This window comes from Streptomyces sp. KL2, from assembly GCF_046529545.1.
Lineage (GTDB): Bacteria > Actinomycetota > Actinomycetes > Streptomycetales > Streptomycetaceae > Streptomyces > Streptomyces radiopugnans.
The window spans coordinates 2,906,395-2,918,714 of sequence record NZ_CP127170.1 but is presented as its reverse complement, the minus strand read 5'-3'; the positions used below and the strand labels follow the sequence as shown (position 1 = coordinate 2,918,714).

Genomic DNA, 12,320 nt, shown 5'->3' with positions numbered 1-12,320 from the left:
CGGCGGGCCCAGGGACGCCGGGGCGTCAGGGCGTCAGGGCGTCGTGCGGCTTCCCGTTCCCGCGGGTGCCCGTACGGAGGGCGTCCAGCGACCAGCGGCCGGGGCCGAGGGCGGCTATCAGCAGGAAGGCCCAGCAGAACAGCGCGGAGGGCTCGCCGCCGTTCTCGATGGGGAACAGGCCCTCGGGCTGGTGCACGACGAAGTACGCGTAGGCCATCGAGCCGGAGCAGACCACGGCCGCGGTCCGGGTCCCGAGGCCGGCCGCCACCAGGAGGCCGCCGGCGAGCTGGATGACCGCGGCCCACCAGGAGGGCCACTGGCCGGCGTCCGGGACGCGGCCGCCGTGCGGGCCGCCGAGCACGTCGAAGAGGGTGGCCGCGCCGTGGCAGGCGAAGAGGAAGCCGACGACGACGCGGAAGAGTCCGATGACGTGGTCGCGGCCTCCGTCCAGCAGGGCCAGGGGGGCGGCGGCCGGGACGGTGGTGGTCTTCCTTCGCATGGTGTGCTCCTGGGGTGGGGGGTCCGCGAGCTTTCCGGACATGCGACGAGGTGTGACTGGACGGTGCCAGACCGACGGGCATTGGTCTAGACCTAGCGCACCGTAGACCCGCGCCGACCGGTTGTCTAGACCACTCGCGCGTACGTCCTTCCCGGCCGTCTCCGTCCGCCCCCCGCGGGCCGCGGCCGTACCGGAGTCCCGGCGCGGCCGCGGCCCGCGGGCGCCTCAGCTCGGCGGCCCGGCGGCCTTCGGTGTCCGGCGGGCGAACACGGCCAGCCGCAGCACCAGGAACCGCACCACGGTGACCGTGACGTACGCGGCGGCCAGCACCAGGGCCTCCGCGGCGGGGGTGGGGTCGTCCGCGATCTGCCGGTAGCCCAGGACCGCGGCCCCCGTCAGCAGATAGCCGAACACGAAGAGCAGCCCGGCGCCGACGTGGGCGCGGACCGGGCCCGTGGCGGACCCGCGGAAGGTCAGCCGCCGGTTCGCCTCGGTGTTGGCGAGGGTGAGTACCGTCTGCGCCACCAGATTGGCCACCAGCGGCGGCCACCAGGTCCGCAGCAGCCAGTAGAGCAGGGCGTGCCCGACCGTCGAGGCGATCCCGATGGCGATGAAGCAGCTCAGCTCCCAGGTCAGGGCGCCGCGGCCGCCCCGGTCCGCGACCACCGCGTCGGGGTGCTCGGCCACCGGTCCGGGGCGGGGCGGCAGCTCCGCGACCGCGTCCCCCGCGGACTTCATCCGTGCCACGCGCCACAGGCCCCGCAGGTCCTTGACCGCGGTGCCCACCAGGTCGACCCGGGTGTCGAGGTCCTCGACCCAGTCGACCGGCACCTCGTGCACCCGCAGGCCGTTGTGGTCGGCCAGCAGCAGCAGCTCGGTGTCGAAGAAGAAGCCGTCGTCCCGGGTCAGCTCCAGCAGCGGCCGCAGCACCTCGGTCCGGGCCGCCTTGAAGCCGCACTGGCCGTCGCTGAACCGGACACCGTGGGTGAGGCGTATGAGGGCGTTGTACGAGCGGGAGACGAACTCGCGGCGCAGCCCGCGCAGGGTGCGGGCGCCCGGGGCCAGCCTGCTGCCGATCGCCAGGTCGGAGTGGCCGTTGGCCAGCGGGGCTATGAGGGGCAGCAGACCGTCCAGGCCGGTCGACAGGTCCACGTCCATGTACGCGACGATGTCCGCGTCGCTGGCGCCCCAGACGGTGCGCAGCGCCACCCCCTTCCCCTTGCGGTCGAGGTGGACCACCCCCACGCCCGGCAGCTCGGCGGCCAGTTCGCGGGCCACCTCCAGGGTGCGGTCGGTGCTGGCGTTGTCCGCGACGGTGATGCGCCACGGGTAGGGCAGCTCGTCGCGGAGCCGTGCGTGCAGGGTGCGCAGGCAGCCGGGCAGGGCCCGCTCCTCGTTGTACACCGGGACGACGATCTCGACGGTGGCGGTGCCCCGGGCGGCGCGGGGGAAGCGGACGGAGCTCTGGAACGGCCCCGTCCGTAAGGCGGCCGGCTCGGGGGAGGCGGACTCGGAGACGACGGGCTGGGAGGGGACGGACTCGGAGGGGGCGGGCCGGGAGGGGACGGACTCGGAGGGGGTGGGCCGGGAGGGGGCGGGCCCGGACGCGGTGGCCGGCCGGCCGGCGGCTCCGGCGGCGGCGGTGCCGTGGGACGTGTTCACCATGACTCCTCGTGTGGGTGCGGTGGACGTGCGGGTCTGCCGCGTCGAAGCCGGAAGGGCGGGGGCCGTCCGGCCCCCGCCCTTCCGTCGCCTCCGCGGAGGAGCGCGGGATCGGTGCCCGGCTCCGTGCCCGCTCTGTCAGGTGGTGCCGGCTCCGGCACGCTCGTGGACGGTGTCCCCGCCCTTCCCGGCCCCCTCCGGGGTGCGGCCGCGCCCGGTGCCGTCCGCGGAGGACGTGGAGGATGCGGGGGGCGCGGCGCCGTCCGCGTCCGGCAGGTTCCTCCTGATCCACAGGGGCCCGAGGGCGAGCAGCGCGAGACCGGTGAGCGGGTACGCCGCGGCCACCGCCTGCTCCCACGCCGCCAGGGCCATCGGGGCCGGCGGGGACTCCTGGATGCCCACGAGCATGAAGACCCGGACGGTGAAGACGGCCACCAGTACCGCCGTGACCGCGGCCAGCGGCAGGGAACGGGTCCGGTGGACCCGGACGGCCAGCCAGACGAGCAGCGGGATCACGTAGACCCAGTGGTGCTCCCAGCTCACGGGCGAGACCAGCAGGCCGGTGACCGCGATCGCCGAGAACCCCAGGAGGTCGGAGCCGCGGCGGAACGCGAAGAGCGCCACGGCCGTCCCCCACAGCCCGACCACCGCCATGACCAGCAGCCACCAGCTCGCGAACTGCTCGCTGGACAGCGCCCGCGCCATCGCGCCTGCCAGGGACTGGTTGGGGGTGTCGAAGACGCCGCCCGCGCGGGAGGAGTGGAACACCAGGCCGCCCCAGTACCGTGCCGCGTCCCCCGGCAGGACCAGGAAGCCGACGGCCACGGTGACCAGGAAGGCGGCCAGCGCGTTGCGGGCGGCGGCCCAGCGCCGGGTGACGAGGAGGTAGACGATGAAGATCAGCGGGGTGATCTTCAGTCCCGCCGCGATGCCGATGCCCACCCCCCGCAGGCGGTCGGAGCGGCGGCTGAAGTCCAGCAGCACGAGCAGCAGCAGGAACATGTTGATCTGGCCCGCTATGAGCTGGATCCGTACGGGGAGCAGGCAGGCCGCGAGGACGAGGCCGACGACGGTCAGCACCGACCGGGTCCGGTCGTCGCGCACGCCGGCGATGCCCAGCGACAGCCACACCACGGCGCCGAGGGCCACCAGCGAGGCGCTGTTCCAGACCAGGGAGGCGGCGCCCACGGGCAGGAAGGACAGGGGGACGAAGAAGAGCAGTGCGGTCAGGGGCGGGTACAGGTAGGGCATCTCCCCGTACAGGGGGGAGATGATGACGAGGTCGTAGAGGGAGGCGCCCTCGCGGACGGTCTCGCCGCTGGCCAGGTAGACGGTCAGGTCGACCGTCCACCGCCGGCTCCAGTAGTCGTCGCGGGTGTAGATCCAGGACGCGGCCAGGGCCAGCGCCACCGAGACCGCGACGACGGCGGACCAGGTGAGCAGCGTGCGGCGGTCCCTGCGGCGCTTCGGGGACACGGGGGTCGGGGTCATCGTGCCGCCTCTTCGGGGTTCCGGGTCCGCCGCGCTCAGGCGGGGACGTCCTGGCCGGTGGCGTCGGCGACGAGCGAGCCCCTGGCCGTGGTGTCACGGCTCTCGAACAGGCGCGGGTGCGCCCGGCGTATGCCGCCCACGACCAGGTCGTAGGGGAAGTCGTCGAACTCGCCGTGCGAGCGGATGAACTCCATGTGCCTGCGCCCCTCCTCGTCGTAGGGGTGGTACATGCTGTCGCCGCGGCCGTCGAACTCCAGCGGCTTGATCTTGTAGAGGCGGCACAGCAGCGCGTTGAACACGGGCGTCACCTTCACCCACTTCCCGTCCAGCAGGAGGGTGGTGAGGCTGTGGAAGGTGAAGACCCGGCCGCCCATCAGCTCCTCCAGCTTCGGGGAGGCCAGATGGTTGCGGACGTCGCCGTAGTAGAGGCGGCTGGGTACGCCGACCGCCCGCATGGCCGCCGCGTACACGATGGACTTGTGGACGCAGAAGCCCATTCCGCGTTCGATGACGGAGCTGGCCTTCAGGCCTTCGCGGGAGAGGTCGGCCCCGTAGACCTCGTAGTGGATGCCGTCGCGTACCTCGTAGTAGAGGGCGCGGGCACGCTCGATGTCGCTCATCCCCCTGCCGCCGTCCGGCAGCACCCGGTGGACGAGGTCCTGTACGGCGTCGCTGTCGTGGTCGAGGAACTCGGTGGCCCGCAGCAGGCGGTCACCGGCGGTCGGTGCGGTCATGGCGATGTCTCCTCACAGTCCGATCATGGTCGCGATGCGCTGGCGCTGGATCTCGGAGGTACCGGAGTAGATGGTTCCGGCGACCGCGTTGCGCAGGTCCTTCTCCAGGCCGTACTCGGCCGTGTAGCCGTAGCCGCCGAAGATCTGGACGGCGGCGAGCGCGGTGCTGACGTTGCTCTCGCTGACCACCAGCTTGCTGATGGCGATGTCGACGGTGGCGTTCTTGCCGGAGTGGAGCTTGTGCGCCGTGTCGTAGAGCCACTTGCGGGACGTCTCGACGGCCATCTTCATCTCGACGATCTTGTTGGCGACCGACTGGTAGGAGCCGATCGGCTGCCCGAACTGGGTGCGCGTGCGGGCGTACTCCACACAGCGCTCCAGCCGGTGCTGCATCTCGCCGAGGTTGATGACGAAGGAGCACAGGATCTCCCACTTCATCACGTGGTCCAGGATCAGGAACCCGGCGCCGGGGGACCCCACGACGTTGGCCGCGGGGACCCGGCAGTCGTCGAGGAACAGCTCGCTCAGCGGGGAGGTGCGCAGCCCCATCTTGGCGATGGGGCGGCCCACCGACAGGCCCGGTGTGCCGCGTTCCACCAGGAACGCGGTGAGCGCCGCCGGGCTGCCCTTCCGCCCGGTGCGGGCGTAGACGACGAACACGTCGGCCACCGGGCCGTTGGTCACGAACGCCTTGCCGCCGTTCAGTACGTACTCGTCGCCGTCGCGCACCGCCGTGGTGCGCATCGACATGACGTCCGATCCGCCCTCCGGCTCGGTGATGGCGTGGGCGCCGATCAGCGAGCCGTCGCAGACGCGCGGCAGGAAGCGCCGCTTCAGTTCCTCCGAGCCGAATCGCTGGAGCGGGATGCCAGTGCTCACCATGTGCGTCGAGGCGGAGAAGCTCAGGCCGCCGTCCCGGCAGGCGTTCCCCAGCCCTTCCAGCACGTACATCGTGGTGGGCAGGGACTGGCCGAGACCGCCCCACTCCGTGCCGAAGGGCAGCCCCAGCAGGCCCGTCTCCCGCAGCAGTTTCCACGCGCCGGCGGAGAACTCGCCGCCGGCGTCCCGCTCGACGTGCCCCTCGCCGAGCACCGGGCCCAGCCGCTCGGCCGCCGCGCGCAACTCGCGCTGCTCATCGTTCCACGCTGTCACTCCGCATCTCCTTCGTCGGTTCCGTCGGTTCCGTCGGTGCGCCGGCTCCGTGGTGCCGGCCGGGCGGCGCCGGCGGGGCGGTCCCGCGCTCACGCGGTGGCGGCCGCCCCCGGGGCCGGTTCCGGGGCCGGTTCAGGACTCCGGGCCCGGCGCAGCGCGTTGCGGTCCACCTTTCCGGTGGAGGTCACGGGCAGCGGCTCGTCCGTGATCTCGAAGACCGCGGGGATCGCGGTCCTGGGCAGCGCGGCCGCGCAGTGGACGCGCAGCCCGAGGCTGTTCAGCCCCGAGCCGGGCGCGCGGCGCACCACGGCGTGCAGGACGTTGTCCCCGGCGGCGTCCGGCACCGCCAGCACGGCCGCCTCGCCGACCTGGGGGTGGTCCATGACGACCCTCTCCACCTCGGCGAGGTTGGTGCGCACCCCGCGGACCTTCACCTGGTGGTCGCCCCGGCCGGTCAGGAACACCAGCCCCCGCTCGTCGCGGCGCACCAGGTCGCCGGTGCGGAACCAGCCGTCGCGCCACCGCTCCCCGTCAGGCGTCCGGCCGAGGTAGCCGTGCGCCTGGAAGGGGGTCGCCACCACCAGCTCCCCGGAGCCCGCGCCGGTCACCGTCCGGCCCTCGGCGTCCACGATGCGCGCGCCGACGCCGTCGATGGGCCCGCCGATCGGCACCGCCGCGCCCGAACCGATCTCCTCGGGGGTGATGCGGTGCAGGAAGCTGTCGTTGGTCTCGGTGCAGCCGTAGACGTTCCACAGCCGGGCGCCCGGGAACGTCGCGGCGATCCGCTCCAGCAGGCCGGGCGGGGCTGCGTCCCCGGTGAGCAGTACGTCCCTCGCCTCGGGGAAGACCAGGCCGCGCACGGCCGCCACCTCGGTGACGAGCCGGAAGAACAGCGGCACCGCCTGGAGCACGTGCGGCGTGCGGGAGACGCACAGGTCGGCCAGGCGCACCCCGTCCACCCCGTGGTCGGGGTCGACGAGTTCGGCGCAGCCGCCCGCCGCGAGCGTGGCCCACACGTCCAGCAGGCAGAGGTCGAAGTTGAGCGGGGCGTAGTTGAGCACCCGTGTTCCGGGGCCGATGCCGAAGCGGCCCGCCGCCCAGGACATGAAGCGGTCGGCGCCCTGGGAGTCGAGCACCACCGTCTTGGGCGTGCCGGTCGAACCGGAGGTGGTCAGCAGCAGGCCGGCGCCGGGCGGAAGGTCCACACCGCCGTCCGGCGCGGCGCCGGACGGGCGCGACACGACGGCGGGAGGGCCTCCCGGACCGGCCTCGCCGGCGCTCAGGACGTGTGTGCAGCCCGCCTGCGCGCACAGGGAGGCGAGTGCCTGCGCGCCCAGGCCGGCGGACGGCAGCAGGACCCGCCGTCCGGCCCGGAAGCAGGCGATGAGGAGCGCGACGGTCTCCGGTGACTTCCGCGCGGGCACGCACACCGGCGCGCCGTCGGCGATCCGCAGGGACACCAGCTCCGCGTGGGCGGCGTCGGCCCACGCGGCCAGCTCCGCGTACCGCAGTACGCGGCCGTGCCAGGACAGGGCCGGGGCGTCCGGCCGGGTCCGCGCCTGTTCGGCGAAGAGTTCCACGAACGATCGGGACGGCATGGGGTCTTCCCTTCACGTCGGACGGGCGTGGCGGAGCGGCCCGGACGGACCGGCGGGGCGGGCCGTCCGGGCGGGCTCGGCCGGGGGTGCGGGACGCCGGCTCACACGCCGGCTCACACCGCGGCGGCCGGCCGGCGGCCCAGGAGCCGGCCGCCCCCCGGCACGGCGGCGTCCAGCCCGGTCAGGTCGAGCAGCTTCCACAGGCACGCCTGGTTGGAGGTCACCACCGGTACGCCCAGCTCGTCCTCCAGCGGCTCGACGGCCTCGAAGGAGCGGAACCCGCTGCCCGGTATCAGCACGCCGTCGGCGTCCTTGGGGAACCCCCCGGCGACCTGGCGGCACACCTCGTCGGGGCGCACCTCCCAGCGGCCCCCGCGGTCGAAGATCTGGTGGCGGCGGACCTCCCGCCACTCCTCGTCGAGCTGGTACTGGAGCAGGTCCGCGGCGCCCCTGCCGGCCGCCTCCAGGTAGCCGCGCGCGGCGGCGAAGGTCGGCGCGGTGAACCACGGCGGCACCACGACAAGGGGCCGTTCCACGCCGGTGGCGGCGAGGGCGCCCAGGATCGCCTGGCCGGCCGTGTAGACCTCGGTGCCGCCCGCCAGCTCGCGGGCCGCGGCGGTGAAGCCCTCGTCGAACTCCGGGCCGCCGAAGAAGCTGGCGGAGCCGAAGCACAGGCAGATCGCGGACAGGTCCATCCGGCCGAGCTGGCCCAGCCCCCGCCGGACGTCCGGCGACTCCACCATCTCCTTCCAGGGGGTGCCGGTGTACTCGGCGCCGCTGCTGGTCGGGCTCTCGAACCGGGCCGCGTGGACGGTGACGCCGTCCGGCGCCATGGCCCACAGCTCGGCCTCGACCACGGGGTCGTTGTGGATCACCAGGACCCCGAGCTGCGCCACCCAGGAGTGCCGCCTCATGACAGCCTCCCTCCCTCGGGGGAGGCGGCGACCGCGTCCGCCTCCTCGGCGGCGTCCCGCCCGGTCCGGGCCGCGGAGGTGCGCGCCAGGCCGAACCACGCCAGCGCGGCGCCGAGGAGGGCGGCCACCGCCGTGGCGACGAACGCCCGGCCGAAGTCGTCCTGCCCGGGATCGGTCCCGAGCACCAGGACCAGGACGGCGATGCCGAGCGCACCGCTCATGTACTGGGCGGTCGTCATCATCGCGCCCGCCACGCCCTGGTTGCGGTCCTCCACGTCGGCCGTGCCCGCGATGAACATCACCACGTACGTGACGCCGTGCGCGAAGCCGGTGACCAGCAGACCGGGCAGCAGGTGCGTCACATAGCCGTCCCCGCCCACCTGGACCGCGATCAGCAGCAGACCGGCGGCGTCGGCGAGGAAGGCCAGGGTGAGGGTCAGCCGCACTCCCAGCGCGTCGACCAGACGCGCCGCCACCGAGTTCGCCACGGTGATGGCCACGGCCATCGGGAGGAACGCCAGCCCCGCGGAGAGCGGGCCGTAGCCGCGCAGCTCCTGCAGCAGCAGCGTCACCACGAAGAACATGTTCCCGACGCTGGCCATGTAGAGCGCGGTCGAGCCGCAGCCCACCAGCAGGGACCGGGTGCGCCGGATCGCCGGGTCCACCAGCGGCCGCCGGCTGGCCCGCTCCCGCACCACGAACACGGCCAGCAGGACGGCGGCCGTCCCGAGTCCGGCGAGCGTGCTCCAGTGGGACCAGCCCTGGCCGGACGCCTGGGTGAGCCCGAGGGCCGCGGTGAGGACCGTGCCGGTGCACAGCACCCCGTTGGGCACGTTGAGGGTGGTGCCGCGGCGGGGCACCGCCGTCGACTTCGGCAGCAGCCGGGGCGCGCCCAGGACGCACAGCACCGCGATGGGCAGGTTGATCAGGAAGACCCAGCGCCAGGAGACGGTGGTCAGCAGACCGCCCGCCATCACACCGGCCGCCAGGCCGGAGGCGCCGACGGTCCCCCAGACCGACAGCGCCCGGTTGCGCGCCGGGCCCGCCTCGAACGAGGTGTTGATCAGGGCGATGACGGCCGGCTGGAGCATGGCCGCGGCGATGCCCTGGGCTCCGCGGGCGATCAGCAGGACGGCGGTGTCCGAGGCCAGCCCCCCGGCCAGCGAGGCGACGCCGAACAGCAGCATCGCGGCGACGTAGAGGTTCCGGGGGCCGAAGCGGTCCGACGCCCGTCCGCCGACGATGAGGAACCCGGCGAAGAACACCGCGTAGCCGCTGACGACCCACTGGACCGAGCTCTCGGTCAGGCCGAACTCGTCACCGACACTGGGCAGCGCGATGTAGACGATGGAGTAGTCGAGGGCGAGCAGGAACTGCGCCACGGCGAGGATCGCCAGTGCGGCGCGGGTGGCGCCGCGGGATGCCGCGGCGCCGGTGGTACCCGGTGAAGTCATGTGGATCATCCCTGGTCGGAGCCGAGTGGAAGGGGGGCGGGCGCGGTGGCGGCCGAGAGCGCCGCGCGCAGCTCGCCGACCGAGCCGGACACCGACAGCGCGCCGGCGTCCAGCAGTTCGCGGGGGGTGGCGACGCCGAACCCGACGCCGAGGGCCGCCATGCCCGCGCCGCGTGCCATGCGCATGTCGTCCACCGCGTCGCCGACGACGAGGCAGTGTCCGGCGGCCACGCCCAGCTCGCCGCAGGCGAGCAGCGCGAGGTCCGGGGCGGGTTTGCCCCTGGGGGCCATGCCGTGGCACGAGAGGGTGTCGAACGAGTCCAGCAGCCCGGCGGCCTCCAGCAGTTCGACCGCGCTGCGCCGGATCTTGCTGGTGACGACGGCCAGCGGCAGGCCGCGCTCGCGCAGTTCGGCGAGCATCGGCGGCACTTCCGGGAAGACCAGGTCGGCCGCGGCCGGGATGACCGTCTCGGTGAACAGCCGCCGGGCGCGCTCCACGGCGTGCGCCACCTCCGCGTGCTCCTCGGGAAGCCCGAGGAGGGTGGCGAACGAGGCCGCCAGGGGGCGGCCGACCGTGGCGCGCAGCCGCTCCCGGTCCACCTCCCGGCCCGTCTCGCGCACCACCGCGTCCAGCACCTTCGTCATGCCGCCGGGGGTGTCCACCAGGGTGCCGTCGACGTCGAAGAGCACCGCTCGGTACGGGCCGCTCACGCGGCACCCACCGGCGCGCCGTACCGGCTCATGGCGACGGCCACCTCGGCCGCGAGCGCGCTGGTGGACAGCAGCACGGAGCGGTTCGCCTCGGCGGTGCGGCCCTGGGTCGCGGCCGAGACCGCGCTCAGGATGCGCGGTGTCATCGCCGGGCCGCTGACGCCCTCGCGCTCGGCCTCGGCCTGCTTCTCCCGGATCAGTGCGTAGATGCGCTCCGAGGGCAGCGCGTCCTGCTCGGCGATCGGGTGGGTGACGAGGAACCCGCCGCGGTTGCCGGCCTCCCAGTGCAGGCGGACGGAGGCCGCGAGCTCCTCCATGTCGTCCGTGCGGCGCGGGTTGGGCCGTCCGCTGGAGACGCAGTAGTAGGCGGGGAAGTCGTCGCAGCGGTAGCCGACCACCGGGACGCCCTGGGTCTCCAGGTACTCCAGCGTCAGCGCCGGGTCCAGCACGGTCTTCGCCCCCGCGCACACGGTGACGACCCGGTGCCGGGTGAACTCGATCAGGTCCGCCGACACGTCGAAGCTGTGCTGGGCGCCGAAGTGCACCCCGCCGATGCCGGCGACCGCGAAGACCTCGATGCCCGCCCGGGCGGCGGCCACCAGTGCGGCGGAGACGGTCGTGCCTCCGGGCCCCTTGGAGGCGAGGACGGGGCCGATGTCCCGGGTGCTGACCTTGGGCAGGTCCGGCGTGGTGGCGAACCGCTCCACCATCGCGTCGGACATGCCGATCACGAACCGCCCGCCGAAGAGGCCGATCCGGGCGGGTACCGCGCCGCCCGCCCGGATGGCCTTGTGCATGTCGAGCGCGGTCTCCAGGTTCATCGGGTACGGCAGGCCGTGGGCCACGCCCGAGGACTCCATCGCGACCACCGGCAGTCCCGACGCCACCGCGTCGGCCACCTCGTCCGATATCGAGAACAGTTCGGTCCGGTCGTGTGCGGACATCGGTCCTTACCTCCTTGCTCCGGCCCTCCGTCGGGCCCTGGGATGGGAAGCGCTGGTGGCTGTTGCGGTGGATGGCTGTTGCGGTGGGTGGCCGGTGCGCCCGGGGAGGGATCGGGCGCACCGGCCCGCCTCACGGCGCCCCCGTGCCTGCCGGGGGCGGGTCCGTCACCGGATCAGTAGTGGGAGTACTCGGCGGCGTCGAAGTTGTGCCGCTCGTCGCCCCGCAGCGGCGGGTTGAAGACGCTGACCAGTTCCAGGTCCCGGTCGGGCGCGGCGATCAGGTAGTGCTTGTCGTGCTCGTCGAGCGCGTAGAGGGTCCCGGGCCCGATCTCGTGGACCGTGCCGTCCTCGGTGACCACCTGGCCGTGGCCGGCGATGCAGTAGCAGGCCTCCAGGTGCCTCCTGTAGTGCAGGGGCGACTTCGAGCCGGCCTTCACGACGGTGTGGGCCACCGTGAAGCCCATCCGGTCCTTCTCGACGAGGAACCGGTAGCTCAGGCCGTTGCCCCAGTCGACGCCCTCGACCTCTTCTTTCCCGCGGACAATCATCCTTCTTCTCCTCTTCATGGTTCCGGACGCGACGGACCGCCGCGCCGAGTCATCCGACGCGCGCACTCCGGACGAAATCCGCAATGGCTTCGACCGAGCTGAACTGGTGCGGCGCGATATCGAGGTCGGCGACCGGAATCCCGTACTCGTCACCGACCCAGGTGATGAGGCGCAGCAGACCGAGGCTGTCCACCACTCCGTTCTCCAGCAGATCGAGATCGGAGGAGAGCTGGTCGGCGGGGACATCGGGGATGAAGTTGCTGATGACGAACCGCTTTATCTCACCTTCTGTGGACACGGTTCTCCTCTCGTGGTTTTCGCGGAGCCGGGCGGGTGCCGTGGCCGTGGGGGGGCGGTTCACGGCCGGTGCGGGAAGGAAACCCGCCGTTCAGGGAGGTGTAGCGATCGCCGGCACCGGACGGTGCGGACGCGGGGCCGGGAGCGGGAAGGGACGTCGCTCCGGGCGGAGAAGCCGGGGGCGAGGGGATCCGGGAAAAGCGCCGCCAAACTCCCGGGCGTTCGAGGCCCCCGGGGCACAGGTGTGCCGTGGGAAAAGCGTGACACCTGGCCCGGGCGTCCGTCAACAACGTTCCAAATATTCTCCAGTCCAATTC

The 12,320-nt window shown here is 73.4% G+C and carries 12 protein-coding genes; all 12 read right to left on the bottom strand.

Features of this window, described 5'->3' with window-relative positions:
• Positions 1-25: 25 nt before the first annotated feature.
• Positions 26-499, bottom strand: a complete 474-nt coding sequence (locus QPK52_RS13210) for a DoxX family protein (protein ID WP_410537673.1) — start codon at positions 497-499, stop codon at positions 26-28.
• Between the two features lie 225 nt (positions 500-724).
• Positions 725-2,164 carry a glycosyltransferase gene (locus QPK52_RS13205; protein WP_410537671.1) on the bottom strand — a complete coding sequence of 480 codons (1,440 nt, stop codon included), beginning with the start codon at positions 2,162-2,164 and terminating at the stop codon, positions 725-727.
• Between the two features lie 135 nt (positions 2,165-2,299).
• Positions 2,300-3,652 carry a glycosyltransferase 87 family protein gene (locus QPK52_RS13200; protein ID WP_410537670.1) on the bottom strand — a complete coding sequence of 451 codons (1,353 nt, stop codon included), beginning with the start codon at positions 3,650-3,652 and terminating at the stop codon, positions 2,300-2,302.
• 35 nt (positions 3,653-3,687) lie between these two features.
• Positions 3,688-4,386: a transglutaminase-like domain-containing protein gene (locus QPK52_RS13195; RefSeq protein ID WP_410537669.1), complete on the bottom strand. Its 699-nt coding sequence runs from the start codon at positions 4,384-4,386 to the stop codon at positions 3,688-3,690.
• Between the two features lie 12 nt (positions 4,387-4,398).
• Positions 4,399-5,538, bottom strand: a complete 1,140-nt coding sequence (locus tag QPK52_RS13190; RefSeq protein WP_410537668.1) for an acyl-CoA dehydrogenase family protein — start codon at positions 5,536-5,538, stop codon at positions 4,399-4,401.
• A gap of 89 nt (positions 5,539-5,627) precedes the next feature.
• Positions 5,628-7,136: an AMP-binding protein gene (locus QPK52_RS13185; RefSeq protein WP_410537666.1), complete on the bottom strand. Its 1,509-nt coding sequence runs from the start codon at positions 7,134-7,136 to the stop codon at positions 5,628-5,630.
• A gap of 113 nt (positions 7,137-7,249) precedes the next feature.
• The gene (locus QPK52_RS13180) at positions 7,250-8,050 is read right to left on the bottom strand and encodes a hypothetical protein (protein ID WP_410537665.1); all 801 of its coding nucleotides are present in this window, start codon (positions 8,048-8,050) and stop codon (positions 7,250-7,252) included.
• Complete coding sequence (locus QPK52_RS13175) at positions 8,047-9,504, bottom strand: MFS transporter (RefSeq protein ID WP_410537664.1); 1,458 nt, start codon at positions 9,502-9,504, stop codon at positions 8,047-8,049. Before QPK52_RS13175 ends, QPK52_RS13180 begins: the two co-directional genes overlap by 4 nt.
• A 5-nt stretch (positions 9,505-9,509) precedes the next feature.
• Positions 9,510-10,214 carry an HAD family hydrolase gene (locus tag QPK52_RS13170; protein WP_093657009.1) on the bottom strand — a complete coding sequence of 235 codons (705 nt, stop codon included), beginning with the start codon at positions 10,212-10,214 and terminating at the stop codon, positions 9,510-9,512.
• Complete coding sequence (locus QPK52_RS13165) at positions 10,211-11,158, bottom strand: pseudouridine-5'-phosphate glycosidase (protein WP_410537662.1); 948 nt, start codon at positions 11,156-11,158, stop codon at positions 10,211-10,213. Before QPK52_RS13165 ends, QPK52_RS13170 begins: the two co-directional genes overlap by 4 nt.
• 173 nt (positions 11,159-11,331) lie before the next feature.
• Positions 11,332-11,706 (bottom strand): ectoine synthase, encoded by a 375-nt coding sequence (locus QPK52_RS13160; RefSeq protein ID WP_093657013.1) that lies wholly within the window; start codon positions 11,704-11,706, stop codon positions 11,332-11,334.
• A gap of 49 nt (positions 11,707-11,755) precedes the next feature.
• The gene (locus QPK52_RS13155) at positions 11,756-12,004 is read right to left on the bottom strand and encodes an acyl carrier protein (protein WP_410537661.1); all 249 of its coding nucleotides are present in this window, start codon (positions 12,002-12,004) and stop codon (positions 11,756-11,758) included.
• Between the last annotated feature and the right edge of the window lie 316 nt (positions 12,005-12,320).